29 protein-coding genes are annotated in these 26,584 nt (G+C 73.7%); 13 read left to right on the top strand and 16 right to left on the bottom strand.

Annotated features, from left to right (window positions below; translation table 11 throughout):
* Window positions 1-50 precede the first annotated feature (50 nt).
* Window positions 51-206 (bottom strand): hypothetical protein, encoded by a 156-nt coding sequence (locus tag FE374_RS19240; RefSeq protein ID WP_168205690.1) that lies wholly within the window; start codon window positions 204-206, stop codon window positions 51-53.
* Between the two features lie 53 nt (window positions 207-259).
* Here FE374_RS19240 and FE374_RS13695 point away from each other — a divergent pair, with 53 nt between their 5' ends.
* Window positions 260-790 carry a hypothetical protein gene (locus FE374_RS13695; protein ID WP_179957319.1) on the top strand — a complete coding sequence of 177 codons (531 nt, stop codon included), beginning with the start codon at window positions 260-262 and terminating at the stop codon, window positions 788-790.
* Window positions 791-792: 2 nt separating this feature from the next.
* Here the strand turns inward: FE374_RS13695 and FE374_RS13690 are convergent, their stop codons facing one another.
* The gene (locus FE374_RS13690) at window positions 793-1,002 is read right to left on the bottom strand and encodes a helix-turn-helix domain-containing protein (protein ID WP_139929738.1); all 210 of its coding nucleotides are present in this window, start codon (window positions 1,000-1,002) and stop codon (window positions 793-795) included.
* A gap of 119 nt (window positions 1,003-1,121) precedes the next feature.
* Here FE374_RS13690 and FE374_RS13685 point away from each other — a divergent pair, with 119 nt between their 5' ends.
* The 3 genes from FE374_RS13685 to FE374_RS13675 are packed head-to-tail and all read left to right on the top strand — an operon-like array spanning window position 1,122 to window position 3,895.
* Window positions 1,122-1,826, top strand: a complete 705-nt coding sequence (locus tag FE374_RS13685; protein WP_139929737.1) for an SAF domain-containing protein — start codon at window positions 1,122-1,124, stop codon at window positions 1,824-1,826.
* The gene (locus FE374_RS13680) at window positions 1,823-3,397 is read left to right on the top strand and encodes a hypothetical protein (protein WP_139929736.1); all 1,575 of its coding nucleotides are present in this window, start codon (window positions 1,823-1,825) and stop codon (window positions 3,395-3,397) included. The genes FE374_RS13685 and FE374_RS13680 overlap by 4 nt, the downstream gene beginning before the upstream one ends.
* Window positions 3,398-3,418: 21 nt before the next feature.
* Window positions 3,419-3,895 carry a DUF6912 family protein gene (locus FE374_RS13675; RefSeq protein ID WP_139929735.1) on the top strand — a complete coding sequence of 159 codons (477 nt, stop codon included), beginning with the start codon at window positions 3,419-3,421 and terminating at the stop codon, window positions 3,893-3,895.
* Between the two features lie 84 nt (window positions 3,896-3,979).
* Here the strand turns inward: FE374_RS13675 and FE374_RS13670 are convergent, their stop codons facing one another.
* From FE374_RS13670 to FE374_RS13640, 7 genes are all read right to left on the bottom strand, one after another.
* On the bottom strand, window positions 3,980-7,093 hold the full coding sequence (locus tag FE374_RS13670) for an AAA family ATPase (protein ID WP_139929734.1): 3,114 nt from the start codon (window positions 7,091-7,093) through the stop codon (window positions 3,980-3,982).
* A complete protein-coding gene (locus tag FE374_RS13665) occupies window positions 7,093-8,304 on the bottom strand; it encodes an exonuclease SbcCD subunit D (RefSeq protein WP_139929733.1) in 1,212 nt (403 codons plus the stop codon). Before FE374_RS13665 ends, FE374_RS13670 begins: the two co-directional genes overlap by 1 nt.
* A 124-nt stretch (window positions 8,305-8,428) precedes the next feature.
* A complete protein-coding gene (gene hisN / locus FE374_RS13660) occupies window positions 8,429-9,235 on the bottom strand; it encodes a histidinol-phosphatase (protein ID WP_139929732.1) in 807 nt (268 codons plus the stop codon).
* Window positions 9,236-9,284: 49 nt separating this feature from the next.
* Window positions 9,285-10,442, bottom strand: a complete 1,158-nt coding sequence (locus FE374_RS13655) for a glycosyltransferase (protein WP_139929731.1) — start codon at window positions 10,440-10,442, stop codon at window positions 9,285-9,287.
* A 1-nt stretch (window position 10,443) separates the two neighbouring features.
* Entirely contained in the window at window positions 10,444-11,475 is a 1,032-nt protein-coding gene (gene rsgA / locus FE374_RS13650) for a ribosome small subunit-dependent GTPase A (RefSeq protein WP_223173540.1), read from the bottom strand.
* A 100-nt stretch (window positions 11,476-11,575) separates the two neighbouring features.
* Window positions 11,576-12,922, bottom strand: a complete 1,347-nt coding sequence (aroA, locus tag FE374_RS13645) for a 3-phosphoshikimate 1-carboxyvinyltransferase (RefSeq protein WP_139929730.1) — start codon at window positions 12,920-12,922, stop codon at window positions 11,576-11,578.
* Window positions 12,923-12,974: 52 nt separating this feature from the next.
* Window positions 12,975-13,472 (bottom strand): DoxX family protein, encoded by a 498-nt coding sequence (locus tag FE374_RS13640; RefSeq protein WP_139929729.1) that lies wholly within the window; start codon window positions 13,470-13,472, stop codon window positions 12,975-12,977.
* A gap of 282 nt (window positions 13,473-13,754) precedes the next feature.
* Here FE374_RS13640 and FE374_RS13635 point away from each other — a divergent pair, with 282 nt between their 5' ends.
* The 6 genes from FE374_RS13635 to FE374_RS13615 all read left to right on the top strand — a co-directional run bounded on the left by FE374_RS13635 (window position 13,755) and on the right by FE374_RS13615 (window position 17,502).
* Window positions 13,755-14,375, top strand: coding sequence for a sigma-70 family RNA polymerase sigma factor (locus FE374_RS13635; RefSeq protein ID WP_168205791.1), 621 nt, complete (start codon window positions 13,755-13,757; stop codon window positions 14,373-14,375).
* Window positions 14,372-14,698, top strand: a complete 327-nt coding sequence (gene rsrA, locus FE374_RS13630; RefSeq protein ID WP_139929727.1) for a mycothiol system anti-sigma-R factor — start codon at window positions 14,372-14,374, stop codon at window positions 14,696-14,698. Before FE374_RS13635 ends, rsrA begins: the two co-directional genes overlap by 4 nt.
* A 131-nt stretch (window positions 14,699-14,829) precedes the next feature.
* Complete coding sequence (locus FE374_RS20330) at window positions 14,830-14,904, top strand: 50S ribosomal protein bL37 (RefSeq protein ID WP_156968370.1); 75 nt, start codon at window positions 14,830-14,832, stop codon at window positions 14,902-14,904.
* A 156-nt stretch (window positions 14,905-15,060) separates the two neighbouring features.
* Window positions 15,061-16,035, top strand: coding sequence for a zinc-binding dehydrogenase (locus FE374_RS13625; protein ID WP_139929726.1), 975 nt, complete (start codon window positions 15,061-15,063; stop codon window positions 16,033-16,035).
* 10 nt (window positions 16,036-16,045) lie between these two features.
* On the top strand, window positions 16,046-16,882 hold the full coding sequence (locus FE374_RS13620) for a DUF4097 family beta strand repeat-containing protein (protein ID WP_139929725.1): 837 nt from the start codon (window positions 16,046-16,048) through the stop codon (window positions 16,880-16,882).
* Window positions 16,879-17,502, top strand: a complete 624-nt coding sequence (locus FE374_RS13615; RefSeq protein WP_139929724.1) for a hypothetical protein — start codon at window positions 16,879-16,881, stop codon at window positions 17,500-17,502. The genes FE374_RS13620 and FE374_RS13615 overlap by 4 nt, the downstream gene beginning before the upstream one ends.
* 65 nt (window positions 17,503-17,567) lie before the next feature.
* Here FE374_RS13615 and FE374_RS13610 read toward each other — a convergent pair whose 3' ends face one another.
* Both FE374_RS13610 and FE374_RS13605 read right to left on the bottom strand, forming a co-directional pair.
* Window positions 17,568-18,503 carry an NADH-quinone oxidoreductase subunit I gene (locus tag FE374_RS13610; RefSeq protein ID WP_139929723.1) on the bottom strand — a complete coding sequence of 312 codons (936 nt, stop codon included), beginning with the start codon at window positions 18,501-18,503 and terminating at the stop codon, window positions 17,568-17,570.
* A complete protein-coding gene (locus FE374_RS13605) occupies window positions 18,500-19,213 on the bottom strand; it encodes a TorD/DmsD family molecular chaperone (RefSeq protein WP_139929722.1) in 714 nt (237 codons plus the stop codon). Before FE374_RS13605 ends, FE374_RS13610 begins: the two co-directional genes overlap by 4 nt.
* A gap of 281 nt (window positions 19,214-19,494) precedes the next feature.
* On the opposite strand from FE374_RS13605, the gene FE374_RS13600 reads away from it, so the two are divergent.
* From FE374_RS13600 to FE374_RS13590, 3 genes are read left to right on the top strand one after another with little or no spacing between them, the layout of a single operon-like run.
* A complete protein-coding gene (locus tag FE374_RS13600) occupies window positions 19,495-19,815 on the top strand; it encodes a carboxymuconolactone decarboxylase family protein (RefSeq protein ID WP_139929721.1) in 321 nt (106 codons plus the stop codon).
* Window positions 19,812-20,174, top strand: coding sequence for a DUF6457 domain-containing protein (locus tag FE374_RS19390; protein WP_179957317.1), 363 nt, complete (start codon window positions 19,812-19,814; stop codon window positions 20,172-20,174). The genes FE374_RS13600 and FE374_RS19390 overlap by 4 nt, the downstream gene beginning before the upstream one ends.
* Window positions 20,171-20,647: a molybdenum cofactor biosynthesis protein MoaE gene (locus FE374_RS13590; protein WP_179957316.1), complete on the top strand. Its 477-nt coding sequence runs from the start codon at window positions 20,171-20,173 to the stop codon at window positions 20,645-20,647. The genes FE374_RS19390 and FE374_RS13590 overlap by 4 nt, the downstream gene beginning before the upstream one ends.
* A gap of 130 nt (window positions 20,648-20,777) precedes the next feature.
* Here the strand turns inward: FE374_RS13590 and FE374_RS13585 are convergent, their stop codons facing one another.
* From FE374_RS13585 to moaA, 5 genes are all read right to left on the bottom strand, one after another.
* On the bottom strand, window positions 20,778-21,710 hold the full coding sequence (locus FE374_RS13585) for a dimethyl sulfoxide reductase anchor subunit family protein (RefSeq protein ID WP_139929720.1): 933 nt from the start codon (window positions 21,708-21,710) through the stop codon (window positions 20,778-20,780).
* Between the two features lie 3 nt (window positions 21,711-21,713).
* Entirely contained in the window at window positions 21,714-22,331 is a 618-nt protein-coding gene (locus FE374_RS13580; RefSeq protein WP_139929719.1) for a DMSO/selenate family reductase complex B subunit, read from the bottom strand.
* An 18-nt stretch (window positions 22,332-22,349) separates the two neighbouring features.
* Window positions 22,350-24,797: a DMSO/selenate family reductase complex A subunit gene (locus FE374_RS13575; protein ID WP_139929718.1), complete on the bottom strand. Its 2,448-nt coding sequence runs from the start codon at window positions 24,795-24,797 to the stop codon at window positions 22,350-22,352.
* A gap of 251 nt (window positions 24,798-25,048) precedes the next feature.
* Window positions 25,049-25,345, bottom strand: a complete 297-nt coding sequence (locus FE374_RS13570; RefSeq protein WP_230978312.1) for a MoaD/ThiS family protein — start codon at window positions 25,343-25,345, stop codon at window positions 25,049-25,051.
* A 1-nt stretch (window position 25,346) separates the two neighbouring features.
* Complete coding sequence (moaA, locus tag FE374_RS13565) at window positions 25,347-26,477, bottom strand: GTP 3',8-cyclase MoaA (protein ID WP_139929717.1); 1,131 nt, start codon at window positions 26,475-26,477, stop codon at window positions 25,347-25,349.
* Between the last annotated feature and the right edge of the window lie 107 nt (window positions 26,478-26,584).

Below are 26,584 nucleotides of genomic sequence, written 5' to 3'. Positions count from 1 at the left end.
CCGGCCACCGCGCGTGTAGCGGGGCCCGCCTGCGCGCGGCATCGCGGTTCTCAGCGGCCTTCCCGACGGATAAACGTCGCGGTGGTGACGATCACCGTGAGCTCATCCACTTGTTCCGTGGGCGTGCCCGGCGGGAAGGACAGGTCGACGGTGATGCGCTGGCCCTCGACATCGACGATCCACAGGGCGTCGACTGCTTTGCCCACACGAATCGGGGAAAACCACGTCCGCCATGGTGGAGGTGCCCTACGGTGCGAAGATGCGCTGGGAAGCCCTCATCGCCGACCTCGAGAGCCAGTACGACGCCGCCGTGCGGTCGGCCGACGACGATGCCGCGGCCGAGCTGGCCGAGGCCGAGATCGGCAGCGTGCGCCTCGCGGACCGGCTCCTGGCCCGGCTCGGCGAGCAGGTCACCCTCCGGCTGCGCTCGGGTGCCGACGTCCACGGCCGGCTGCTCGACGCGGCACCGCAGTGGCTCCTGCTCGCCGCCGACGAGCGGCGCACGCTGGTGCCCGCCGACGCCGTGGTGCTCGCCCGGCCGCTCGGCCCGGCAGCGCCCCGGGAGGGGCACGTGGAGCAGCGCCTGCGCATCACCCATGCGCTGCGGGCGCTGGCACGACAGGGTGCGCCGGTCCGGCTGACCTGTGGCGTGCACGCCTACACCGGCTGGCTCACCCGCGTCGGCGCCGACCACGTGGACCTGCGCACCGACGCCCGTGCCGCCGGCGGCGGGCCCGGCGACGTCGTCACCATCGCCCTTTCGGCGCTCGAGACGGTGAGCACGGCATGAGGTCAGGATCCGTGCTCGGCCTCGATGCGGGCGCGGTTGCGGGCGTACTGGCGCTGGATGTAGTCCTCGAGCGAGGTGGTCTCCACCCGCCACTGGTTCCGTCCACCCACCTGGATGGCGGGCAGCTCGCCCGTGCGCACGAGGACACGCACCTGGGCGACCGAGACCGCGAGCTCCTCGGCGACGTCCGCGAGGGTGAGAAAGCGCGCCATGCGCCCATCCTTCCATCATCGGCGTGCACTCTCGGGCACCGACCGGCGCCTGTGCACAACGGACCGCACGCAGCGGCACCGACCGGCACCATGGGACGCCCATCCACAGGGAGCACACGATGAGCCTCGACGACGCCCCGCAGGCCCGGCGTCTGCGCCGGCCCACCTGGCGCGACCCCCGCCTGGGGGTTGGTGTGCTGCTGGTCGCGGGCTCGGTGGCCCTCGGGACGTGGGCGGTCCAGGACGCGGCCGCCACCACCGCGGTCTACGCCGCACGGCAGGACCTGACCCCGGGTGACGCGCTCGACGCCGATGCCGTGGTCGTCACCGAGGTCCGGCTCGGGGCGCCGGGCGAGCACTACCTGCGCGTCGCCGACGGGCTGCCCGACGGCGCCGTCACGATCCGGACCGTGGCTGCCGGCGAGCTCGTGCCGGTCAGTGCCGTCGGCGCCTCCGACGCAGTCGACCTGCGCCCGGTCGTGGTGCCGCTGGGCCTGTCGGTGCCGGCCGGCCTCGGACCGGGCGCCGTGGTCGACCTCTGGCTGACGCCAGCGCCGGTCACCGGCGGGCTCGCCGCCGAGGAGCCCGCCAAGCCGGAGCTGCTGGCCGCCGACCTGGTCGTCGCCGAGGTGCTCGAGGACGACTCGATGTTCTCCGGCGGGACCGGTGTGTCGGTGGAGCTGCTCGTTCCCCGGCTGGACCTGCCGGACGTGCTCGGTGCGCTCTCCAGCGACGGGCAGCTGGTCGCGGTGCCCACCTTCGGCGGCAGGCCGCCGGCCGGCACCCCGGACGACGGCGGACCTGCCGCCGCGGAGGAGCAGTGACCACCGGCGTACTGCTGGCACTCACCGGGGCGGAGGAGGGCGCCGTCGTCCGAGCGCTCGACGCACCGGGCACCGGGATGCGGGTGGTGCGCCGCTGCGCCGACGTCCCGGAAGTGCTCGCCGCCGCCTCGGCCGGGCTCGGTGCCGTGGCCGTGCTCGCCGCGGACCTGCCTGGCGTGGACCGCACCGTCACCGCCCGCCTGCGCGCCACGGGGGTGCGTACGTTGCTCGTCGCCCGGGACCAGGACCGGGAGCGGTGCGCCGCGCTGGGCGCGGACGCCGTGGGCAGCGCCGGCGCCGACCCCGGGTTCCTGGCGGCGCAGGTGATCGCGTTGGCCCGGGCGGCGCCAGGCACCGACGCCGCACCCACCGACGTCGGCAGTGCGCCTACCGCGCTCCCGCCCGCCGACCTGTCGTACCCCGAGCCCCACCACTCCGGTACGAGCTCCGGCGGCGGTGACGGCGGCGGACCCGGCGCCGGTGACGGCGCCGGGGACCCGCAGGTCGCGGGCGGTGCCGCTCGTGTGGAGTTCAGGTCGGACCGCGGCCGCGGCGCAGTGGGCGAACCCACGGGTGCGCGACGTGGCGACAGGACCGCCGGCGCGACGGACGCCGCAGCGATGCACGCCACGCCCGCGACGGACGATGCCCCCCAGCCCGACGACGCCCGCAAACCCGGCGACGCCCGCAAGCCCGACTACGCCCGCAAGCCCGACGACGCCGCGGGCCGCCTCGTCGTCGTCTGGGGTCCGCCCGGTGCACCGGGCCGGACCACCGTGGCGGTGACGCTCGCCGCCGAGATGGCCCGGCTACGCCCCGGCGCGCTCCTCGTCGACGCGGACACCGAGGCTCCGTCGGTCACCCAGGTCCTCGGCCTGCTCGACGACTCCTCGGCCATCGCCGTCGCCGCGCGCCACGCCAGCCACGGCCGTCTCGACCCCGCGACGCTCGGGCGCCTGTGCCCGATCGTCGACGACGACCTGCGGGTGCTCACCGGGCTGACCCGCGCCGACCGGTGGCGTGAGCTGCCCGGTGCCGCGCTGGAGGTGGTGTGGGAGACGGCGCGGCGGGTGAGCCCGTGGAGCGTGGTCGACGTCGGCGCGGGTCTGGGCGATGACGCGGGGTTCGACCCGGTGTACGGTCCGCAGCGGCACCAGGCGGCCACCTCCGCACTGGCGGCGGCCGACGTCGTCGTGGTCGTCGGGGCCGGGGAGCCGGTGGGCATGCGCCGGCTGGTGATGGCGCTCAGCGACCTGGCCGATCGCGCGGTGCTGCGCCCGGACGTCGAGCGAGTGGTCGTCGTCAACCGGGTGCGGCCTTCCGCCGCCGGACCGCACCCGACGCGGTCCATCCTCGAGGCGCTGACCAGGTTCGCCGGGGTGACGGACGCGGTGCTGGTCCCGGACGACCGGCCCTCCCTCGACAAGGCGGTGCTGCTCGGCAGCACCCTCACCGCGGCCGCACCGGGATCACCCGCGCGGCACGCACTCCAGGCCCTTGCGGCGCGGCTGGTCGGGGAGCCGACGGCGGGTCGGCGGCGCGCCCGGCTGGGCCTGGCGCGCCGACGCTGAACGACGGGGGAGACTACGTCCATGCGCGTCTACCTGCCTGCGACCGCCGCCGACCTGCGCGAGGAGACGGGGCTCGCCCCGCGCTGGGCGCACGCCGTCACCCCCGCCCTGCGTGGCGCCCTGCCCGAGGAGGACGAGGAGGGGCTGGAGATGTCCGCCACCCTCGCGGCGGCCGACGAGTCCGTCGCCCGGCTCGCCGCCGACGGGTCGGTGCCGCGGCGGGTGGTCGTGGCTGCCGACGTACCGGACGCGTCCGTGGCCCCACCCGAGGTGCTGGGCGAGGACCAGCTGGAGACTGCCGTCGAGGTGGTCGCGCCGGTGCCGTGGTCGGCCGTCGTGGCGATCCTGGTCGATGAGGCCGACGCCACCGCTGACGTCGCCGCGGCCGCCGCCGGCGAGGACGCCGCACTCGACCGTGCCGCCGACCGGGACCTGCTCTGGTTCGACGCGGTCGAGCTGGCCGAGCTGCGTCGCGAGCTGGGCGGCGCGGCGCAGTAGGACCCGTGGGCCCTGGACACGCGGCGAGCCAGGGCGAGCGGGCCGGTCGAGCCGGTGTGCCAGGTCGCGCAGGTCGGGGTGAAGTCAGGCTCGCACCGTGAGCGTCGAGGCCCCAGAGGGCAGCCGGCGCACCTCGATCCGCTCGGCGATGCGGTCCTTCAGCTCGGCGACGTGGGAGACGATGCCGACCGCCCGGCCGCCCTCGCGGAGCCGGCCCAGCTCGGTCATGACCGCGTCGAGCGTGCCCGGGTCCAGGGAGCCGAACCCCTCGTCGACGAACAACGTGCCGAGCTCGACGCCGCCCGCCTCCGCACGCACGACGTCCGCCAGCCCCAGCGCGAGGCACAGGGAGACATAGAAGGTCTCCCCGCCGGAGAGAGTGTGGGGGTCACGCGGGGCCTCGGTGAGATGGTCGCGGACCTGCAGACCCAGGCCGGCCTTGCGGGAGCGCTGGCCACCCTCGCGCTCGTCGATCCGCTCCAGGCTGTAACGCCCGTCGGACATGGTGGTGAGGCGGTCGTTCGCGGCGGCGACGACGTCCTCGAAGCGGCGCAGCAGCACGTAGGTCGCCAGCGTGGTGGCGGTCTCCGTGCCGTCCTGGGCGTTGGCCAGGTTCGCGGTCCGCAGGAGGGGACCGACCGCCCGGGCCCGGGCGGCGTGCCCGGCCATCGCCGTGAGCAGCCGCTCCCGACCGCGGTAGGCGTGGTCGGCGTGCGCGCGGGCCCGTTCCGCGTGCCGGGTGGCCTGCGTGCAGGCCGCGTGGGCCGCGGCGAACACCGCGTGCGCGCCGGCCACGTCCGCGACCTCGGTGCCGGTGAGCGCGGCGATCTCGGCTTCGGCCAGTCCCTCCGCCACCTGCGCCAGCGCCGTGCGGTGCTCGAGCACCACCGTCTCGAGGCGGGTGATCTCCGCCGGAGGCAGCGCCGCGGCCACCGCTGCGGCCTCGTCGGCGAAACCGGCTTCGGCAAGTGCGTCCGCGACCCGGCCGGCGGCCTCGGTGAGGGCCCGCTCCGCCGTCAGGACCTGCTGGCGTGCCGCCCGCAGCGCGTGCCCGCAGGCGGCCCGGGCCGTCAGGACCGCGGCTCGGGCGGCCACGGACCCCTCGGTGCCACGCGCCTGGGTGCACCGGCGGGTGTCCTCCTCGAGCCGGGCCCGTACGCCCGTGGCCAGCGTCTGGCGCTGGGCGAGGCTGCCACGCGTCTCGTTGACCTCCGCCGTCAGTGCGGCGGTCTCGGCATCGAAGCGGCCCAGCGCCTCCTCGAGACTGCTCGCGAGCTCCGCGCCCGCGGCGGCCTCGGCGACGGCCTGGTCCGCCTGGCCCTTCTGCACGGTGGCTTGCTGGACGTCCAGGCCACCGGCCGCGTCGCGGCGGGCTTGCAGCTGCTCGGTGAGCCGGGTGTGGACGGTGACGGCCGCGACCAGGTCCTTGTCCGCCTGTTCGCGCGCCTGGCGCGCGGCCTCGACGTCGTCCGCCGAGGCGCCGTCCGGGGCGGGAGCGGCCGGCGCCGGGTGCGCAGTCGACCCGCACACGGTGCACGGCTGCCCGCCGACGAGGCCGGCCGCCAGGGTCCCCGCCATCCCGTCGACCCAACGGCGGCGCACCGCGTGCTCAGCGTCGAGCGCCTCGCTGGCGCGGGAGCCTGCCGCTCCAACAACGCCGCGGGCGGTCTGTACCTCGCTCTCGAGTGCCGCGGCGGCGGCGGCAGCCTCGGCCGCGGTGGCGGCGAGATGGGCGCGGGTGCGCGCGTCCGCCAGCGGGGCCGCCGCGGTGCGGGCCGTCTCGAGGCGGCCCGCGAGCGACGTCCGGGCGGCAGGCCGGACGGCGAGGAGCTCGTCGAGCTCCTCGAGGCCTTCACGGTCGGTGGAGATGCTGCGCTCGGTGGCTGCCAAGGCCTCGCCACGGCGGTCCAGGGCGGCCTCGAGAGCGACCAGGTCGGTGAGCGAGCCCTGCTCGGCGGACGCCGCGTCGACCGCGGCGTCGAGGGCGTCGACGTCGGTGCCAGACGAGCTGAGGGCAAGCAAGTCTGCGTGGGGCCCGGATTTCGCCTCCGCCACCAGCTGCTGCCACCTGGCGGTCGTGCGTCCGGCTGCTTGTGCGGCTTCCTCGCGGGCACGGAGGCTGGGCAGGGCGACGGCGGCGCGGCGGGCCTGGCCGAGGCGCTCCGCATCAATGGCCACCTGTGCTTCCTCCGCGGCCAGGGAGGCTTGCCGGCTGAGAAGCACGGCCCGTCGAGCGAGGTGCCGGTCCAACGCCTCCTGGGTCTCGAGGTGACCGCGTGCGACGCGCTCGATCGCCGATGCGCCCTTCTCGGCGTCGTCGGCCGCGGCCGCGAGAGTGCCGAGGGCGACGCAGACGGCGTCGGTGCGATCGCCCAGGGCCGCCTCGTCGAGCGCGGCGGCGGCGTCGCGGATCTCCTGCGCGGTGACCTCCGGCCGTGCGCCGGCATCCTGACGGACCTGTGGGGCGGCGTCGGTGACCGCGTCGTCGCCCGAGCGGGCCGCGGCGTCGTCGTCCTCCGGTAGTCCCGCGGCGGTGATGAAGGCCTCCGCCTGGCCGCCGACGAGGGTGGCGAGCTGGTCGACGTCCCGGCGTGCCTCCCGTGCCATGGCCGCCAGTCGGTCCTGGACCTGCTGGTAGATCTCGGTGCCGAAGACGTCCTGGAGGACCTGGCGGCGGTCCTCGGGCCGGGCACGCAGGAACGAGGCGAACTGGCCCTGCGGCAGCACGACGGTCTGGGTGAACTGTGCGCGGTCCAGGACCACGATCCGGCGCACCTCGGTGGACGCCTCCTGCACGTGGGCCGACACCGGCTCGCCGTGCTCGTCGTCGACCGTCGCCAGGCGCCAGAGCGTCGCGGTCGGGTTCTGCCGGGTGAAGCCGTCACCGCGCTTCTTCGGGCGCAGGTACTTCGGCGTGCGGCGCACCTTGTAGATGCCCGCCGCGGTGGAGAACGTCAGCTCGACGAACGGCTCGACCTCCCGGTCCGCGTGGTCCGAGTGCAGGCGGTCCTCGGAGGACTCGGCGCCGGCGACCGTGCCGTAGAGGGCGAAGACGACGGCGTCGATGATCGTGGACTTGCCCGACCCCGTCGGGCCCTCGAGCAGGAACAGCCCGCCGGCGGCGAGGGTGTCGAAGTCGATGGTGTGCTCGTCGGGGAAGGGGCCGATGGCCTGCAGGGTGAGCCGGTGGACCCGCATCAGGCGCTCCTTGCCTCGGAGAGGACGGACTCGTAGGCCTCGCGCAGCACGGCGAGCTCGGCGGCGTCGGCCGGCCGCCCGCCGGCGGCCTCCAGGAACTGCGCCGCCACCTCCAACGGGTCCTGGGCCGCGGTCACGGCCGACGCGGCGGCACGCTCGCGCACCCGCGCGGGGATGTGCTGGACCACCAGCGCGTGCGGGAACCGGCGAGCCACCTGCTCCCACAGCTGCGCCGGGCGTACATCGTCGGTCACCGTGACCCGCAGCCAGTTTCCGGCGCGGTCGTCGAAGCCGCGGCCGAGCAGCTCCGCGAGTGTGCCGTCGACGTCGCCCAGCGGGCGCGGCACCGGCGTGGGCACGAGCTCGACGTCGCGCACGCCGTCGGCACCCAGGTCGATCAGCGCGGTGGACTTGTGGTGGTACGCCTCGGAGAAGGAGAAGGCGAGCGGGGAGCCGGCATAGCGGATGACCGGGTCCACGCCCTCGCGTCCCACCCGCTGGGGCCCGTGCAGATGGCCCAGCGCGACGTAGTCCAGCGCCGCGGCGGGGCCGAACACCCCGGACGGGACGGAGTCGACCCCGCCCACCCGGATGTCCCGCTCGGACTCGCTCGCGGCGCCGCCGGTGACGAAGGCGTGGGCGGCCAGGACGGCGGGCACCCGTGGGCCTTCTGCGGCGCGGCGGCCGGCCAGGTCTGCCTGCACCCGCCGCAGCGCCGCGGCGGTGACCGCCTCGTGCGAGCGGGCCGGGCGCAGCGGGGCGCCGTCGTCGCCGGTCTCCGGGCCGGTGAGGGTGTCGCGGACCATGTCCGGGTCCAGGTAGGGCAGGGCGTACACGAGCGCCCCGGGGCCGCCGTCGGCGTCGGGCAGCAGAACCGGCGTGCCGACGTCCGCCACCCGCGCGCGCACCAGGAGACGGTCCCGGAACAGGCCGGCACCGAACCCGAGCCTCGTGGCGGAGTCGTGGTTGCCGGGGGTGACCACCACCCGAGTGAGCTCGCTGAGCCGGGCGAGCGCGTCGGAGAGGAGCTCGACGGAGGCCACCGGGGGGACCGCCCGGTCGTAGACGTCCCCGGCCACGACGACGGCGTCGACCGCCTCGGCGCGGACCAGCTCGACCAGGTGGTCGAGGAACACCTCGTGGGCACCGTGCAGGTCCACCCCGTGCAGGGTGCGGCCCAGGTGCCAGTCGGAGGTGTGCAGGATCCTCATGGCCGCGACGCTAGCCCCGGGCACTGACATCGCCCGGGAGGGACACGGTGGGCTGTGCGGTGCCGTCTCCCACAGCGTCATCGAGCAGGCGTACCGGTGCTACGTGCCCCATCGTCCGGGGCGTTCAGTCCTCCTGCGACGCCAGCTGCGCCAGCACGGCGTCGTGCAGCAGCCCGTTGGTGACGACGGCGTTGCCGCCCCAGGGCCCGTCGGCGCCGTCGAGGCTGGTGAACCGCCCGCCGGCCTCGGTGACGATGGGCACCAGCGCGGCCATGTCGTACAGCTCGAGGTCCGGCTCGCACGCGATGTCCACGGCGCCCTCGGCGGCCAGCATGTAGGACCAGAAGTCCCCGTACGCGCGGGTGCGCCACACCTGCTGGGCCAGGCCGAGGAAGGCGCGCAGGCTCCCGCGGTCCGCCCAGCCGTCCAGGCTGGAGTAGCTCAGGGAGGCGTCGGTGAGCTCGGCAACCTTGGACACGTGGAGCTGCCGCGCGGAGGACAGGGACCGTCCCGTCCACGCGCCGGAGTCGCGGGCGGCCCACCACCGGCGGTTCAGCGCCGGCGCGGAGACGATGCCCACGACCACCTCGCCGTCCTCGACCAGCCCGATGAGCGTGGCCCACACGGGCACGCCGCGCACGAAGTTCTTGGTGCCGTCGATGGGGTCGATCACCCACTGGCGGGGGGAGTGGCCGGTGACGCCGAACTCCTCGCCGAGCACGGAGTCCCGCGGCCGGGTGCGCGCGAGCTGGGCACGCACGATCTCCTCGGCGCTGCGGTCGGCGTCGGAGACGGGCGTCAGATCGGGCTTGGTCTCCACCCGAAGGTCCAGGGCGCCGAAGCGGGCCATGGTCTGACCGTCGACCTGGTCGGCGATGACGTGCGCCAGGCGCAGGTCGTCGGTGAAGCGGCTCGCGCCGGGCATGCTCATGGAGCGCACCGTATCGCCCCAGGTGGGCGGGGCCGCGAGCGGCTCACCGTCACCGGATGGCGAGGTCCTCCAGCCAACCAACGGCGACGGCCGGGGCGGGGAGGGTGGCCGCCTCCGCCGCGACCCCCTGTGCCCGACGGCGGTACCCGGGATCCGTCAGCATGGCCCCGACGGCGTCACGCACCTGGGCCGGGGGGACCGTCACCGGGTCGAGCACCAGCCCGACGCCCAGGTCGGTGCACCGGGCAGCGTTGTGCGGCTGGTCGGCGCCCATGGGCAGCACCACCAGCGGGACCCCGGCCGCCAGTGCCGCGGACACGGTCCCCGAACCGCCGTGGGTGACCACGACGGCGGCCCGGGCAACCACCGCGGCCTGGTCGACGTACGTCTCGACCCGCACGTGGTCCGGCTGCGGACCGACGACGGCGGCTTCCAGGTCCGCGCCCAGGCTCACGAGCACGTCGGCCGGCAGGTCACGCAGTCCGGTGACGACCCGGGCGAACAGGTCACCGGACTCGAGGTTGAAGACGGTGCCGAGGGAGAAGTAGACGAGCGGGTGCGCCGCGTCGCCGGTGGAGGAGGGTACGCCGTCGGCCACGCCGTGCCCACCGACCCCCACACCCGCCGGCCGCAGCAGCCGCGCCGTCGCCGGCAGCGGGAACGCGGGGTCACGGAAGGACGGCGGGAACGGGCACAGCACGAGGTGCCGGGCGGGCATCGCGAGACCCGGCTCGTCGCGCAGGCCGTGCTCGGCGCGCAGCCGGCGCAGCGGCTCACCGATCACCTCCTCACGAACGAATGAGCCGGCGGCCATCACGAGCACGGTGGCGTGCGGGACGCCCAGCCGCTCCGCGGCCACCATGGCGCCGAAGTCGACCTCGTCGCACACCACCACGTCCGGTCGCCAGGTCTGGCCCAGGGCGAGCAGCTCGCGGGCCCGTGATCGGGCGACGCTGCCGGCGTAGGCCTCCCGCAGGGCGCGGTCCTCCCGGTCCGGGTCCAGCGGCAACAGCTCGGTCAGCCGCACCGGCCGGGCGGTCTCGGCGCTCGTGGCGACGACGTCGAACCCGTCGGCGGCGACCACGGGTGCGGCCGACGCCTGACACGCCACGCGCACCTCGTGCCCGGCGTCGGACAGGGCCCGGGCGATGGGCGCAAGCGGGCCGTAGTGGCCCGTGCCACCGGCGAACGTGACGAGCGCGCGCACCTCAGGCGTCCGCGGCCTCGGTCTTCGCGGCGAGCAGCCGGCGGTAGGAGGCCAGCCGCGCCTCGCCGGCCGGGCCCGCCGCACCGGAGGTCACCCACTCGTCCAGGGCGCAGTCGGGGGCCTCGGCCGCGTGCGTGCAGCCGCGCGGGCAGTCGGCGGCCACGGCTGACAGGTCAGCGAACGCCCGGAGCAGGCCGTCCGCGTCGACGTGGCTGAGGCCGAAGGAACGCACCCCGGGGGTGTCGATGGCCCAGCCGCCGCCGGGCAGCTCCAGCGCCACCGCGGAGGAGGAGGTGTGCCGGCCGCGGCCGGTGACCACGTTGACGACCCCGGTGGCCCGCGCGGCGTCGGGTATCAGGGCGTTGACGAGGGTGGACTTGCCCACTCCGGAGTGCCCGATGAGCACCGAGACCCGGCCCGCGAGCCGCTCCCGGACGGCGTCGAGGCCGTGGATCTCGTCGCCCGCGATGGAGGTGACCAGCGCCGGGACCTTGAGCGCCGCGTACTGGGCGAGAAACTCGGCCGGGTCTGCCAGGTCGGCCTTGGTCAGGCACAGGACCGGCTCCATGCCGGCGTCGTAGGCGGCGACCAGGCACCGGTCGACCATCCGGGGCCGGGGCTCGGGGTCGGCCAGCGCGGTGACGATGAGCAGCTGGTCGGCGTTGGCGACGATGACGCGCTCGACGCCCGGCGCGTCGCCGTCCTCGGCGGAGCGGCGCAGCACGGCGGTGCGCTCCTCCACGCGCACGATCCGGGCGAGGCTGTCCTTGCGGCCCGAGACGTCGCCGACCACGCCCACCCGGTCCCCGACCACGACGGCGGTACGCGCTCCGCGGCCCAGCTCGCGGGCCTTCATGCCCACCACCTTGGTGCCGTCGTCGGTGAGCAGCTGGTAGCGGCCGCGGTCCACGGCCAGCACGAGCGCGCTGACGGCGTCGGCGTGGTCGGGGCGATTCTTCGTCCGGGGGCGGGTGCCGCGGGGGTTGGGCCGCACGCGCACCCGGTCGTCGTCGGTGCCGGTGTCCCGGGCCATCAGCGGGCCCATCCTCGTGCGCGCGAGAGGTCATCTGCTCCGCGAGATGTCATGATATGTCGCGGAGCAGATGACATCTCGGCGGGGTTGGTGGGTGGGGTCATCGCCCGGCCAGCATCGTCTGCCACATGCCCGGGAAGTCCGGCACGGTCTTGGCGGTGGTGGCCACGTCCACCACCCGTACTCCGGGCACCCGCAGCCCGATGATCGCGCCGAACGTGGCCATGCGGTGGTCGTGGTAGCTCTCCACCACGGCGCCGTGCAGCGGCGCCGGCTCGATCTCGACCCCGTCCGCGGTCTCGCGGGCGCGACCGCCCAGCCGGGTGATCTCCGCGACGATCGCCGCCAGCCGGTCGGTCTCGTGCCCGCGCAGGTGGGCGATGCCCCGCAGCCGTGACGGCGTCTCCGCCAGCGCGCACAGCGCCGCGACCGTCGGGGCGAGCTCGCCGACGTCGTGCAGGTCCGCGTCCAGGCCGAGGATGCGCCCGTCCGCCGGGCCCGTCACGTGCAGGGTGCCGCCGTCGAGCACGACGGCGGCACCCATGCGGGCGAGCAGGTCGCGCAGCTCGTCCCCGCCCTGGGTGGTGACCGCCGGCCACCGGGGCACCCGCACCGTGCCGCCCGCCGCCACCGCCGCGGCCAGGAACGGGCCCGCGTTGGACAGGTCCGGCTCGACGACGATGCGCCCGCCCGCCACCGGCCCCGGATGCACGCGCCACCGGGTGGGGGACACCCCGGTGGTGCCGCCGGCCGGGGCGCCGTCGGCGGTGAGCTCCTCGACGGTGACCCCGCGCTCGCGGAGCACGGCCACCGTCATGTCGATGTGGGGCACGGAGGGCAGGGTGGTGCCGGTGTGCCGCAGATCCACGCCCGCGCCGTAGGCGGGAGCGGCGAGCAGCAACGCGGAGACGAACTGGCTCGAGCCCGAGGCGTCCACCTCGACCTCCCCGCCGGCCAGCGCACCGGTGCCGTGGACGGTCAGCGGCAGCACCGCCCGCCCGGCGGCGTCCTCGGCGGCGTCGATACGGGCCCCCAGGTCGCGCAGGCCCTGGACCACGGGCGCCATGGGGCGCTCGCGGGCGCGCTCGTCGCCGTCGAGCCGGACCTCGCCGTCGGCCAGCACCGCCAGCGCCGGCACGAACCGCATGACCGTGCCGGCCAGGCCGCAGTCCACCGTGGCGGGCCCGTGCAGTTGGCCCGGCTCGATGGTCAGGTCCGCGCCGTCGGCGCCGGACGGCGTGACCCGCACACCGAGTGCCTCCAGCGCCGCGACCATCAGCGCCGAGTCACGCGAGTGCAACGGCCGGACCAGCTCGGTGGGCGCCTGGGCGAGGGCGGCGAGCAGCAGGTACCGGTTGGTCAGCGATTTCGATCCCGGCACGTCCACGGTCACGTCCAGCGGGCCGTCGGCGGTGGGTGCGGGCCACGGGTCTTCAAGCAGGCTCATGCTTGCGAGGTTAGTGGCCCCCGGTGACGCGGTGCCGGCAGCGCCCAGCACGTCAGGCCTTGTACCGCTCCTTCACGGCCTCGGTCGCCGCACGCACCTGGGCGCGGTGCTCACGCGCGTTCTCCATCCGCCAGCTCCACGAGGGCTTGCCGCCGCGGTAGGCGGCCGCGTAGAGCAGCCCGCCACCGATGCTCAGCCCGCGCAGCAGCCCGGCGACGTAGTGCTTGCGCTGCCGGGCGTCGGGGGCGTCCCACACGGGGTTGTTCAGCACCGTCACCGGGATGTTGAGCACCGCCAACGTCATCGCGGCCGTCCGGGGCTTGCGTCCGGTGGCCAGCATCAGGCCGCAGACGGCGCTCACCGCGCCGGAGACGCGGGCCAGCATCCGGGGGTCGGCGGTCAGGGCGGCCGGTACTCCGGCCTTGTCCAGCGCGGGCTTGATGCGATGGAACTTCTCGGTGTGGGCGTCCGGGTGGAGCACCGCGTCGACCCCGTCGGCGACGAACGTGGCGGCGAGCAGAGGACGGGCGAGGGGGCTCACGAGAGTCATGTCACATTGCTACCGCAACCGGCCCGGTGAGGCGACCCGGTTGGGCGTGGAAAGGCTGTGACGTTTTGCCTCGACCCAGTCGTCGATCCGTCGCGGCACGGCCGAAGAGCATGCGAGTGTGCGTCCGAGGGATGGAATGAAGCCGGACCGATGCCAGTTGTATCGGGCATGAACAGTCTTGTCCTCGAGGTGCCGCGCGCCGCCGTCGGCCTTCCCCAGGCCAGCCCCGCGTGGGGCTCACCGGGGGTCGGCTTCTCCGAGCGCGGGATACGCTCGTGGGTGATGACCGAGAGCCACAAAGCCGACCTCGATCGCGCCCCCGACGGTGAGTCCGACGCCGAGCGGTCGGCCCGCTTCGAACGCGACGCCATGCCTTTCCTCGACCAGCTCTACGGGGCGGCGATGCGCATGACGCGCAACCCGACCGACGCCGAGGACCTGGTGCAGGAGACCTTCGCCAAGGCGTTTGCCGCGTTCCACCAGTACCGCCCGGGCACCAACCTCAAGGCCTGGCTCTACCGGATCCTGACCAACACCTTCATCAACACCTACCGCAAGAAGCAGCGCCAGCCGCTGCAGTCCGACGCGGAGCAGGTGGAGGACTGGCAGATCCACCGGGCCGCCTCGCACACCTCGACCGGGCTGCGCTCGGCCGAGACCGAGGCGCTGGACCGGCTGCCGGACAGCGAGATCAAGGACGCGCTGAACCAGCTTCAGGAGGATTTCCGGCTCGCGGTGTACCTCGCCGACGTCGAGGGCTTCGCGTACAAGGAGATCGCCGAGATCATGGGCACACCGATCGGGACCGTGATGTCCCGTCTGCACCGCGGACGGCGGCAGCTCCGCGAGCTGCTCGTCGACCACGCGCGTGCCATGGGGATCCGGACGGAGGCGAAAGCATGAGCGAGGAGACCCCCGACCTCGTCGACCGGGCAGAACGCGCACTGCTGGCCCTCACAGGTGGCCGCACCCGCGCCTGTTCGTGCGAGGAGCTCCTGGAGAACCTCATGGAGTTCCTCGACTCCGAGCTCGACGAGGACACGTGCACCCGGTTCCGGCAGCACGCCGCCGAGTGCCCCACCTGCCACCAGGCGACCGACGCCGAGGAGCACATCCGCGAGATGGTGCGCCGCTCCTGTGCGGAGAAGGCGCCGTCCTCCCTGCGGCTGCGGGTCGAGTCCCAGCTGGCGGTCCTGCGCGTCACCGGTGTCCGCGCCGTCGACTGACGCCGCGTGCTCGACCGGCGCCCGCTGCCAACAGCCTCGCGGTAGGAGCCCGGCCCACGAGTGTGGGACCATGGACGGCGAGAATTCACCCGCCGGACGGCGGACGTGTCATCGAACCCAGGAGAATCGTCATGAGCAAGCGCGGTCGCAAGCGTCGTTCCCGCAAGGGCAGCGCCGCCAACCACGGCAAGCGTCCCAACGCCTGAGCGAGGCGCGGAAACGGTTCCGCGCCGCAAGAGGGCCGGCCATCTGGCCGGCCCTTTCGCATGCCCGGCGCCCAGGCGGGCTGCCCACAGGCCGAGGCCCATGGTGCGGGACCATCACCCCACGGGGCCTCCGGAGGGCCGCCTAGGGTGACCCCCATGAGGTGCGCCTACGTCGAGAGCCAGGATCCCGAGGAGCCGCTGCGCGGCCTGCGCGTGGGAGATCTGCCGGACGCCGGCCCACCGCTGCCGGGCTGGGTGCGGGTGACCGTGCGGGCCGCGGCCCTGAACCAGCACGACCTGTTCTCCCTGCGCGGGGTCGGCCTGCCGGCGGACCGGCTACCCATGATCCTGGGCACCGACGCCGCCGGTGTTCTCGACGACGGCACCGAGGTCATCGTGCACTCCGTGGTGCCCAGCCCCGCCTGGCAGGGCGAGGAGACCCTCGACCCCCGCCGGACCCTGCTGTCCGAGCTGCACCCGGGCACCCTCGCCGAGCACGTCTGGGTCCCCGCCCGCAACGTGGTGCCCAAGGACCCCGCCCTGAGCTGGACCGAGGCGGCGTCCCTGCCCACGGCCTACCTGACCGCCTACCGGATGCTTTTCGACGCGGCCGCTCTGCGGCCGGGGCACACCGTGCTCGTGCAGGGCGCCGGCGGGGGCGTGGCCACGGCCGCGATCGTGCTCGGCCGGGCCGCGGGGCTGCGGGTGTGGGTGACCTCCCGCAGCGCGGCCCGCCGCGCCCTCGCCGCCGACATCGGCGCCCACGACGCCTTCGAGACCGGCGCGCGGCTGCCTGAGCAGGTCGACGCCGTCATCGAGACGGTCGGCGCGGCCACCTGGTCGCACTCGCTCAAGGCCCTGCGACCGGGCGGCACGGTCGCGCTGGCCGGTGCCACGTCGGGCGCCATGCCCCCGGCGGAGCTGAACCGAATCTTCTTCCGGTCCCTGCGGGTGATCGGCACCACCATGGGCACCCGCGCCCAGCTCGAGGACCTGCAGGGCATGCTCCTGGCCACCGGCGCGCGGCCCGTCGTCGACGACGTCGTGCCCCTGGACGCGGTCGGTGACGCGCTGGCCAGGCTCGCCGCCGGAGACATGTTCGGCAAGCTCGTGGTCCAGCCCGGCGCGTAGGGTCGGGCCCATGGCTACCCGTTCCTGGATCGTCCCCGGACCCTCCGCCCACGACGTCGAGCAGGTCAGCGCGCTGCGGGTGCAGCTCGTCGCCGGCCGGGTCAGCGTCGAGCGCCACGACGCCCCGCACGTGCACGTCGTCGTGGAGAAGGTGACCGGCAACCCGCTCGAGCTCGAGGTCGAGGACGGGCGGCTCACCATCGGCTACCCGTTCCTCGGCTGGGACGGCTGGGTCAAGCGGCTGCGCTCGTTCCGCTCCGGCGACACCGCCCGCCTGCGCGTGCTCGTCCCGGCCGCCACCGTGGTGACGGTCGCGACGGCGACCGCGGACGCCGTCGTCCAGGGCGTCACCGAGGACGTCACCCTCGCCACCGCCTCCGCGCTGCTCCGGGCCACCGGGTGCCGTGGGGCCGTGGCCGTGCGGTCCGCGTCCGGGACCGTCGAGGTGCTCGAGCACGACGGCCCCGTCCGGGTCAGCACCGCCGCAGGGCGCACCACGCTCTCCGGCCTGCTGGCGCGGGTGGAGGTCTCCACGGTCACCGGCGCCGTCGCGGTGGCCACCTCCGCGGCGACCTCGATGGTCGATCTCGCCACCGTCTCCGGGGCCATGCGCGTGGACCTGCCCACCGGCAGCGGGCTGTCGATGACCGCGCGCACCGTCTCCGGCGCGGTCACGGTCGACGGCGTCGACCGGCGCGCGTCCGGCCTGGCCGCCGCCACTTTCGAGGACCGGCGCGGCCAGGACGTCTGCTTCCTCACCGCCAAGTCCGTCTCCGGCGCCCTCTCGGTCGCCCGCACGTCCGTCCTCGCCCCGGGTGCCCCCACGGCCGGGGAGGACCGCCCGTGACCGGCCGGCTCGGTGACTGGGAGCCCGCCCCGGCCCCGGCCGACGAGACCGTCGGCGCCTTCGCCCGGCAGGTCGCGCAGGCCGCCGGTGACCGCGCCGAGGCGTGGGCCGCCGTCGGCCAGGTGCTCACGATGGACGAGGCGGCGATCACCGCCCTGCGCGACGGCGGCCCCTCCGCGGCCTGGCGGGCCGGCGCCCGCTGGCTCGGTGACGACGCGGGCATGTTCTGGGCCGACCTGATCACCCTGGACGCCTTCGCCCGCGGGGCCGGGCGCCGGCAGCCCGCCGCCGACGCCGCGTCCCTGGGCCGCGACCACGCGGCCATCGTGGCGCCCGCGCTCGACGTCGTCGCTTACGTGCGTGAGGTGGCCGACCTGTGCCGGCAGGAGGCGGCGGCCTGGGGCGCGGGGGACATGGCCAAGGGCAAGGCGCTGCGGGTCCGTGAGCGCGAGGTCATCGACGCCGAGCTCGTGCCGGTGCTGCCCGAGCTTGGGTCCCGGCTCGCGCGGGAGGCCCAGGTCAAGGTGTGGCAGACCCTCGGCCGGCTCGTGCTGGCATGGTTGTCCGTGGAGAGCGGCAAGGACTACCAGCGCGCCGTGCTGGGGGACAACGGCCGGTAGTGGCTGGGGGACAACGGCCGGTAGCGGCGGGCGCGGGCGTCCGAGCGGCCGGCCGCGGATCCGTCCTACCGGCCCGCGCCTGCGAGCACCCCCGGCGGCATGGAGGACCCGAACGGGTTCGCCCGCCGGTACCGGCACACCGGGCACAGCCGGTCCCCGCTCGTGGTGGGGAACCGGGTGCGGCACCGCTCGCACCGCGCCGTCATGAGGGTGGTCACGGCCGCGGTGGGCCCGGCCAGGACGTCCGCCCAGGGCCAGGTCCCGACCTGGGTGAGCACGTCCTGCGGGCACATCGCCACGCAGTCCCCGCAGCCGTCGCACCCGGCGGGCTCGTGCAGCAGCGTGGTCACGCCGCCGGCGTGCCGCAGCCGCAGAACGTCAGCGGGGCACGCCTGCACGCACACGCCGCACGCGGTGCAGCCCTGGGCCGCGAGCCGCGGCGCGGGGGAGGCGAGGGTGTCGAGCCCGGCGGCGCCGTCGGGCACGAGGGCCCGTACCGCCGCCACCAGGCGCTCCTGAGGATCGAGGTGCTCGCCGGGCAGGTCGCGGCCGGGCCGCCCGGGCAGGCCCAGCACCTGCCGGCGCGGCAGAGGCATGTGGCCGGCGTCCAGGACTGGACGCCGGCGGAGCCCGCGCGGGTGCCGCAGGCGACGGAGTCCGGGGCTGCCGGTCGCCGGCTCTGCCGCGGCGGCTTCGCTCACCGACAGCCGGTCCACGCCGGCCGCGGCCAGCACGCCGAGCACGGGCGCCAGGTGGGCCCGGGCGCCGTCGGCGTCGCCGCAGCCGTCCAGCCGCACCCGCACGCGGTCCGCGCCCAGGAGCAGCAGCTCGACGAGCTCGTGCACGGGCACCGCGGCGGCGCACGTGGTCAGGCGCACCACCGAGCGGCCCGCGGGCCCGGCCTCGGGCGCCGGATGCTCGGTGCACGCCAGCTCGAGGTCGACGTCGTCGAGGTGGCGCAGCCAGCCCTGGACGCCACGCAGGCCCGCGGCGGGGCTCATGGCAGGAAGACGGCCCGGGCGCGGGTGAGCGTTCCGAGCCCGAGCGCCGCGACGCCCTGGTAGAAGAACGTGGTCGAGGCGTTGGCGGCCTGGGTCAGGCAGCGGGGCGCCCAGGCGAGGAGGTGCTCGTCCAGGAACGCGCAGATGCCGCGGACCACGAGGGCGAGCTCGGCCTCGTCCCCGGTCTCGAGGGCGTCCAGGCCGCGCACGCACAGGGTGCCGACGAACTCCAGCTCGAGCGCGATGTGGTCGTCGGGCTCGCGGTTCAGCCGCGGCGCGGCCAGGCCGAACGTGGCGTAGGCCGCACGGACCTGCATGGTCTCGCGCTCGAAGAGCAGGTGCTCGTCCGAACGGTGCACCGACTCGTAGGGCGGGGCCTTCATCTTCTCGGGGCCGAAGAACAGCCGGTTGTAGTCACGACGGATCCGCCCGACGTCCTCGCGCGCCCCCACTGACTCGGCCAGGAGTGCCGTCCCGCGCTGGCAGTCGACGTCCTCGATGGGCCATTCGGCCAGCAGCTGGGGGTCGCGCAGCCCGGCCAGCACCTGCTCGTCCGGAGCGGACCGGAGCAGCTGGGCCAGGGCGGTGAACGCCCCGGCGAACGCGTCCAGGTGTGCGGGCAGCGCCTGGCGGTCCGTCAGCACGGCGGAGGCACGGTCTGCGGCTGACGGGGTGGCCGTGGTCTGAGGTGGCGTCGTCGTGGCCGACATGGCGTTCCTCCTTCATGCTGGTCGGGGTCTTTGATCCACCTATCTTCCGCTGCCGATCACCGCCGGTCGTGGGCCCTTCGCCCCACGAGCCGCCCCACCGCCGGTGACGGACGTCGCACCGGGGGGAGCGTCCTTCGGTCGCGTCCGGGCCCGGCGCCCGGTGTCCCGGGTCGTTGGCCCCAGCCCCTGCGGCCGTGAGGGGGCCAGAATGGGAGGGGCGCCCTGTGGGACCATGGGGCCCGCCCGGCAACAGGCCAGATCCGTTCTGTGAAGGAGCACCCATGCCCGAGCACCTGCCCGATGTGTACGTCAGCTTCCGCGAGCGGTTCGCCGACATCGCCGACCAGCAGGACGCCCTGGCCCGGGCGGTCGATGCGGCCGGCCCGCTGGACGAGAAGACCACCCGGTTGGTGAAGCTGGGCATCGCCATCGGCTCGCAGGCCGACGGCGCGGTGCGCTCCAACGTGCGCAAGGCGCTGGCTGCGGGGGCGAGCGAGGCCGAGATCGAGCAGGTGATCCTGTTCGGCCTGACCACCCGGGGGTTCCCGGCGACGGTCGCCGCGTGGAAGTGGATGAACGAGGTCGTGGTGGAGCAGGCATGAGGGGCGACGAGACCGAGAAGATGGCCACGATGAACCGCTGGCTCGACGGCGTGTGCGCCGAGCTCGGGGTGGACCGGGCCGTCATGGACGCCAACTCCACGCCGCTGCTCCGGCTCATCAGCGACGTCGCGCACGGCCCCACCCGGCCCGGTGCGCCCCTGACCGCGTTCCTGGTCGGTTTGGCCGGCGCACGTGCCGGTGGCGACAGCGCCGCGCAGGCCGTGGCGGTGGGGGAGCGGATCGCCGAGGTCGAGCGCCTCGTCGCCGCCTGGCAGCCCGCGGCCCCGGCGACCGCCGGGGCGTCCGTCGCGGCCCCGGCGACCGCCGCGGGCCGGACCGACGCCACGGCCGACGCATGAGCGAGCCCGCCGTGCCCGCGACCCCTGACACCTCCCGCCTGGCTCCGCCCGCCCGCAAGGTGGTGCTCGCCGAGGTGCGGGACGGCGTCGTCGACGTCGCCGAGTGCGCCGCCGCCGTGGCCGACGCCGCCGCGGGCGCCGTCGTCACCTTCGGCGGGGTGGTGCGCAACCACGACGGCGGCCGCGCCGTCACCGAGATCGAGTACGTCGGCCACCCCTCCGCCGGCGAGCTGGTGGCCGAGGTGGCCGCCGACGTCGCCGCACGGTTCCCGATCGACGCGGTCGCCGTCGTGCACCGGGTGGGCATCCTGCGGGTGGGAGACGTCGCGCTGGCGGCCGCCGTCTCCGGCGCGCACCGGGCCGAGGCGTTCGCCGCGACGGCGGAGCTGGTCGAGGAGATCAAGCGCCGCCTGCCCGTGTGGAAGCGTCAGGTGTTCCCCGACGGCTCGCACGAGTGGACCGGCAGCGCCTGAGCCTCAGAGTGCGAAGGCCTTTCGAACGGCGTTGCCCGCACAGCACCCACAGCAATCGCACGACGGCGGCCCCGGCAGGTGATCCTGCCGGGGCCGCCGTCGTTCGCCGGTCTGGACGGCGTACTCGGTTCTACATGCCGATGCGGGTCATGGATTCGTAGAACTGGGAGCGGGCGATGAATTCGCCGGCGAGGACGAGGACGAACGCGGTGGTGGTGAGGATGGCGAGGGTGCGGGGGTTGGCGCGGGTGGTGGCGTAGCGGATGAGGAAGACGGTGAGCAGGCCGGCGCCGGCGAAGACCAGGACGAGGCGGGCGATGAACCAGGCGCCGGTGAAGACCGTGGCGGACTGGGCGGCGGCGCCGCCGGTCGCGGAGAGGTTGGCGATGTGGAGAGGCACGATGAGGAACTCGACGCCGAGGAGGGCGATGGCGGTGATGCCAAGGCTGCGCAGGGTGGTGGCGAGCATGGTGCGGGCGTGTTCGTCGGTGGTGTATTCGGTGCCGGTCTTGGCGGCCTGGCGGCGGCGCCACATGAGCGTGCTCATCAAGGCGGTGCCGACGGCGAGGGCGCCGAGGAGGAAGGTGGTGGTGAAGAACTGGGCGGGGGTGGCCCAGGTGTTCCAGGCCGGGACGGTGGTGAGGGTGTAGTAGATCATCGACATGGACCAGACCAGGCCCAGGCCGACGGCGGCGGTGACCAGGGCCAGGGCCTGGCGTAGGCGGGTGGTGCCCCACTTGAACCACTGGGCGGCGGCGAAGGCGAAGCCGAGGGCGGCGAAGCCGGTGCCGAAGACGATCTCGCGACTCAGCCAGGAGGAGTCGACGTGGCGGATGACGTTGAGGGTGTTGGTCACGTCGTTCATGTGGAACATCGAGGCGATGAGCCCGAGGACCATGACGGGGCCGATGGCGTAGAGGGTGGGGTCGGTGATCTTGTCGATGGCGTCCTTGCCGTAGCGGCGGGCGGCGACGACCTGGATGACGCCGAGGACGACGAAGGCGCCGACGCACATCTGGGCGGCGATGGTGAAGATCATCATCGGTAGCTCGTGGGTGTTCACGGCTTAGAGCTCCTCGGGGTTGGCCAGGGCGCCGGTGCCGGTGCCGGTGGGTTGGGCGTCGCGGTGGGGGGTGATGACCAGGCGGGGCCGGGTGATCGTGGGGTCGGGCAGGGGTTCGACGCCGGCGAGGGTGCCGTGTTCGGCGCGCAGGTCGTCGATGGGTCCCCAGCCCAGGGCGCGGGAGGGGCAGGCGGCGACGCAGGCGGGGTCTTCGCCCTCGGCGCGGTAGTCGGCGCACATGTCGCACTTGGTCATGTGTCCGGTGTCGGGGTTGAACTGGGGGGCGGAGTAGGGGCAGGCCCACTCGCAGTAGCGGCAGCCGACGCACTTGTCCTGGTCGACGGTGACGATGCCGTCTTCGCCCTGGGTCATCGCGGTGGTGGGACAGACCTGCACGCAGACGGGGTTCTCGCAGTGGTTGCAGGCGATGGAGGTGTAGTAGGCGAAGACGTTGGGGACGAAGGTGTCGCCGTCTTGTTGCCAGGTGCCGCCGGAGTACTCCGCGACGCGGCGCCAGGTCACCCCCACGGGTAGGTCGTGCTTGTCCTTGCACGCGACCGAGCAGGCCTTGCAGCCGTTGCACAGGGTCTGGTCGAAGGAGAATCCAAGTTGTTGAGCCATGATCGTGTTCTCCTACCCTCAGGCCTTCTCGACGTTGACGAGGTTCGTGTGCTGCGGGTTGCCCTTCGCCAGTGCGGAGGGGCGCCAGGTGGTCAGCGTGTTGACCGACCCGCCGGTGTCGACCCCGTCCTTGTCCGGCGTGTACCACGAGCCCTGCGGGATCGAGATGACGCCAGGGGCAATGCGCGGGGTCACCCGCGCGGGGATCCGGACGCGACCACGGTCGTTGAAGACCTCGACGAGATCGTCATTGCCGATGCCACGGTCTCCTGCGTCGATCGGGTTGACCCACACCACCTGCGGGTGTGCCTCGAGCATCCAGTCGACGTTCCCGTAGGAGGAGTGGGTGCGCTGCTTGTAGTGGTGACCGATCATCTGCAGGGGGTACTTGCGGTTGGTCTTCGCCTCCTCGGCGCCCTCCCACGTGGGCACGTACTCCGGCACGGCGGTGATCTTGTCGCCGTCGGTGAGCTCCCACTCGTTGGCCAGGTCCCACAATTTCTCGGAGAAGATCTCGATCTTTCCCGACGGCGTCTCGAGGGGGTTCGTCTCCGGGTCCTCCCGGAAGTCCTTCAGAGCGATCTTGGTGGTACCCGTGGTCTTCCAGATTCCCGACTCGCGCAGCTCGTCGAACGACGGGAGCTCCGGAATTTCCTTCCGGGACTCGTCCACGACGTGGCGGACCCATCCCTCCTGCGTCCGCCCCTCCGTGAAGGCGTCGAGGACGCCGAGTCGCTCTGCGATCTCGGACATCATCTCGAAGGTGGTCTTGCAGTCGTAGAGAGGGTCGATGACCTGGTCGGCGACGATGGTGTAGCCGAGCGTCCCTGACTGACCCTGCTTGATGATGTCAAGCTGCTCCGCCGAGGTGACGTCCGGCAGGAGGATGTCGGCGAACCGCGCCGATGAGGTCATGACGTTGTCGATGACGACGATGAGTTCGCATTTCGACTCATCCTGGAGGAGAGCAGCCGTCCGGTTGTGGTCGGAGTGCTGGTTGATCAGGGCGTTGCCGCCGTAGTTCCACATGAACTTCAGTGGGACGTCGAGCTTGTCCTTGCCCCGGATGCCGTCCTTCGTCGCCGTCATGTCGGGACCGTGATCGATGGCGTCCGTCCACATAAAGACGGAGATCGCGGTCTCGACCGGGTTCTGCTTGACCCAGGGGTTGGCCATCGGCAGGGAGTAGCTGCCGGAATGGCCGCCCGTGCCGCCGCCGGAGATCCCCACCGAACCCGTCATGCAGGCCAGGACATGTGCAGCGCGCACTGTGTTCTCGCCACTCGCGTGGCGTTGCGGACCGAGGCCCTGGTTGATCGCGACCGGACCGGCGCCGATCTCGCGGGCGAGCCGAACGATCGTCTGGGCGGGGATCCCTGTGATTGTGGCTGCCCATTCGGGGGTCTTCTCGACGCCATCGGGGCCGGCGCCCATGATGTAGGACTTGTACGAGCTGCCCGCCGGGATGCCCTCGGGCAGATGCTCGTCGTCGAAGCCGACGCAGTAGGAGTCGAGGAAAGCCTGGTCCTGCAGGCCCTCGCTGATCATCACGTGCGCGATGCCAGCCACCAGTGCAGCGTCCGTACCGGGGCGGATCGGGATCCACTCATCGGCGAGGTCCAGTGCCGTGTCGGTGTAACGGGGATCGATGACGATCATGCGGACGTTGGAGTCCTTCTTGACCTTCTGAGCGACGAAGGTCTCACCACCACCGGACATCCGGACCTCGAGCGGGTTGTACCCGAACATCACGACGAGGCGGGCGTTAGCCCAGTCGTCATTGCTGTTCGTCGAGGCGTTAGTGCCGTAGGTGTAGGGGGTTGCCGAGGTGATCTGAGCGGAGGAGTAAGTGTTGTAGTGGTTCAGGTAACCGCCGAGGCAGTTCATCAGGCGGGCGACCGGGCTCTGGTTCGGCGGCCAGCTGCAGGCGATGGTGCCCCCGAGGGTGCCCGTGCCGTAATTGATGTAGACGGCCTCGTTCCCGTACTCGTCGAGGATGCGCTTGAGCTCCCCGGCCACCGTGTCGAACGCTTCCTCCCAGGTGATCTCCTCCCACTCGCCGCCGCCGCGCTTGGTGCCCGGCTTGCGGCGCATCGGCGTCTTGAGGCGGTCCGGGTTGTAGATCCGGTGCCGGACCGACCGACCGCGCACACAGGCCCGGATCTGCTGGGTGCCGATCTCATCGTCGCCGGTGTTGTCCGGTAGCACTCGGACGATCTGGCCGTCCTTGACCTGCATGCGCAGCGGGCAGCGGGACCCGCAGTTGACGTTGCAGGAGGACCACACGGTCTTGTCGACGTCCAGGCCGGAGGTTGCCGTCGCCGCGTTTGCAGCGCCGATGCCGGGCAGTACGCCGAAGTAGGCTCCCGCCCCGACCAGGGCGGTCGTGCCGCCGGCGGCGGCGGACCACTTCAGGAACCTGCGGCGTGGCACCGCGCTGGTTGTCTCTTGGACGGTCTGGGACATGGGGTGGGGCCTCTCGGGGTTCGACTCGACAATGCACCGCAGCGGCGGACTTGTGACATCTTGTCCCGTGATATCGGTCGAATTGCTGGGAGATTGGTCCCGGGTATTTAGAACACGTAGTCTTGTGGAATTGTTTCTCTTGGAACAGCCCGAATCAAATGCCTGTCAATTGCGCCGACATGTCCGAAAAAGGACGTAGGGCCCGCCGTCGAAACGGCGGGCCCTACGTTCGGTTGGTTTGCTTTGTCGGCTCAGCCGCCCGCGAAGGGCGGAAGCACGTCTACGCGAAGGGCGGTCGGCGTCCCGGCGGTCTGAAGGGGGAGCGAGCGGTCCTCGCGGACGACGCCGTCGACCAGCAGACTCGAGATGTCGAGCACCCGGCGCAGCTCCGGGCGCTCGGCGCCGATCGCCTGGAGGAGGTCCTTCGCGGTAGCGCCAACGGGCAGCGTCACCTCTTCCGAGGGGGCGCCGGCGGCTTCGGCGGCGGCGGCGAAGTAGCGCAGCTGGACGGTCATGGTCGCCGTCGCGTCGTGGGTGGTCAGGCTCATGTCATCCTCCGATGGCACTCATGGGGCGTTGGGGCTGCAGGAATCCGGGATCGTCGATGCCGTGGCCGGCGAGCTTGCCCCACATGGCGATGCGCCACACCTCGGCGATCGACTGGTCGTCGGCGTCGCCGCGCAGCATCGCACGCAGGTCCGTCTCGGTCCGGGAGAAGAGACAGGTGCGGACCTGGCCGTCCGCCGTCAGCCGTGTGCGGTCGCAGGCACCGCAGAACGGCTGGGTGACCGACGCGATGACGCCCACGGTGCCGCCGGGGACGTCGTCGGTGGGGGCGACGGTGAACAGCTCCGCCGGTGCGGCGCCGCGCTCGGCGGGGTCCTGGGGAGTGAGGTCGAAGCGGGTGCCGAGAATCTGCAGGATCTCCTCGGCGGTGAGCATGTCCCCGCGCTTCCACATCTCCGGCGGGCCGAGTGGCATCTGCTCGATGAACCGCAGCTCGAAGCCGCGCCGGAGCGCGAAGGCGAGCAGGTCCGGCGCGTGCGCCTCGTTGAGCCCACGCATGAGCACGGAGTTGATCTTCACAGGTTTGAGCCCGGCGGCGTCGGCCGCGTTGATACCGGCGAGCACGTCGGGAAGGCGGTCGCGGCGGGCGAGGGTGGCGTAGGTCTCCCGGTCGAGGCTGTCGAGGGAGATGTTCACCCGCGCCAGGCCGGCCTCGGCCAGGGCGCCGGCGCGGTGCGCCAGGCCCAGGCCGTTGGTGGTGAGCGACGACTCCGGCACCTCACCGTCGGCGGTGCGCAGCGCTGACGTGGCGGCGACGATCCGCTCGAGGCCCTTGCGGAGCAACGGCTCCCCGCCCGTGAAACGCACCTCGCGGACGCCGAGGTGCTCGACGGCGATGGTGATGAGGCGGATGACCTCGTCGTCGGCGAGCACCTGCGCCGTTGGCATCCAGTCGAAGCCCTCCGGCGGCATGCAGTACTCGCAGCGCAGGTTGCAGCGATCGGTGAGGGAGACGCGGAGGTCGTGGGCGACGCGGCCGAACCGGTCCACGAGCGCGGAGGTGTCCGGGCGGGCGGCGGTGCTCACCGCCGGCCGCGTCTCGGCGCCCACGACGGGCGCCGGCGGCGCAGCGGTCGCGGCGCGCGGGAGGGGGAGTCCGAGATCGACGGGCACCCTGCCACTGTAGCCAAGGGCGTCTAGGACCTTCCGCCTGGCCGCCGGTTCGCGGGTGTGCGGTGCGACGTGGGCGCATCGTGCGGTTGGGGTGCGAGTGCCCCCGC

Origin of the sequence: Georgenia yuyongxinii (genome assembly GCF_006352065.1) — a bacterium.
Classification (GTDB): Bacteria; Actinomycetota; Actinomycetes; order Actinomycetales; family Actinomycetaceae; genus Georgenia; species Georgenia yuyongxinii.
Note: the sequence above shows the minus strand (reverse complement) of the source record. Positions and strands in the feature narration are given on the sequence as shown.

Bases quoted from the DNA above. Each gene is read 5' to 3' on its own strand.
- FE374_RS13570 (WP_230978312.1), bottom strand. From the start codon at position 25,345: ATGAGCCTGACCACCCACGACGCGACGGCGACCATGACCGTCCAGCTG.
- FE374_RS13690 (WP_139929738.1), bottom strand. From the start codon at position 1,002: ATGGCGCGCTTTCTCACCCTCGCGGACGTCGCCGAGGAGCTCGCGGTC.
- FE374_RS13600 (WP_139929721.1), top strand. From the start codon at position 19,495: ATGCCCGAGCACCTGCCCGATGTGTACGTCAGCTTCCGCGAGCGGTTC.
- FE374_RS13605 (WP_139929722.1), bottom strand. From the start codon at position 19,213: ATGTCGGCCACGACGACGCCACCTCAGACCACGGCCACCCCGTCAGCC.
- FE374_RS13640 (WP_139929729.1), bottom strand. From the start codon at position 13,472: ATGACTCTCGTGAGCCCCCTCGCCCGTCCTCTGCTCGCCGCCACGTTC.
- FE374_RS13675 (WP_139929735.1), top strand. From the start codon at position 3,419: ATGCGCGTCTACCTGCCTGCGACCGCCGCCGACCTGCGCGAGGAGACG.
- FE374_RS13590 (WP_179957316.1), top strand. From the start codon at position 20,171: ATGAGCGAGCCCGCCGTGCCCGCGACCCCTGACACCTCCCGCCTGGCT.
- FE374_RS13635 (WP_168205791.1), top strand. From the start codon at position 13,755: ATGACCGAGAGCCACAAAGCCGACCTCGATCGCGCCCCCGACGGTGAG.
- FE374_RS13575 (WP_139929718.1), bottom strand. From the start codon at position 24,797: ATGTCCCAGACCGTCCAAGAGACAACCAGCGCGGTGCCACGCCGCAGG.
- FE374_RS13610 (WP_139929723.1), bottom strand. From the start codon at position 18,503: ATGAGCCCCGCCGCGGGCCTGCGTGGCGTCCAGGGCTGGCTGCGCCAC.
- FE374_RS13625 (WP_139929726.1), top strand. From the start codon at position 15,061: ATGAGGTGCGCCTACGTCGAGAGCCAGGATCCCGAGGAGCCGCTGCGC.
- FE374_RS13670 (WP_139929734.1), bottom strand. From the start codon at position 7,093: ATGCGGGTCCACCGGCTCACCCTGCAGGCCATCGGCCCCTTCCCCGAC.
- rsgA (WP_223173540.1), bottom strand. From the start codon at position 11,475: ATGGCCCGGGACACCGGCACCGACGACGACCGGGTGCGCGTGCGGCCC.
- FE374_RS13580 (WP_139929719.1), bottom strand. From the start codon at position 22,331: ATGGCTCAACAACTTGGATTCTCCTTCGACCAGACCCTGTGCAACGGC.
- FE374_RS13685 (WP_139929737.1), top strand. From the start codon at position 1,122: ATGAGCCTCGACGACGCCCCGCAGGCCCGGCGTCTGCGCCGGCCCACC.
- FE374_RS19390 (WP_179957317.1), top strand. From the start codon at position 19,812: ATGAGGGGCGACGAGACCGAGAAGATGGCCACGATGAACCGCTGGCTC.
- FE374_RS13665 (WP_139929733.1), bottom strand. From the start codon at position 8,304: ATGAGGATCCTGCACACCTCCGACTGGCACCTGGGCCGCACCCTGCAC.
- FE374_RS13695 (WP_179957319.1), top strand. From the start codon at position 260: ATGCGCTGGGAAGCCCTCATCGCCGACCTCGAGAGCCAGTACGACGCC.
- FE374_RS13620 (WP_139929725.1), top strand. From the start codon at position 16,046: ATGGCTACCCGTTCCTGGATCGTCCCCGGACCCTCCGCCCACGACGTC.
- aroA (WP_139929730.1), bottom strand. From the start codon at position 12,922: ATGAGCCTGCTTGAAGACCCGTGGCCCGCACCCACCGCCGACGGCCCG.
- hisN (WP_139929732.1), bottom strand. From the start codon at position 9,235: ATGAGCATGCCCGGCGCGAGCCGCTTCACCGACGACCTGCGCCTGGCG.
- rsrA (WP_139929727.1), top strand. From the start codon at position 14,372: ATGAGCGAGGAGACCCCCGACCTCGTCGACCGGGCAGAACGCGCACTG.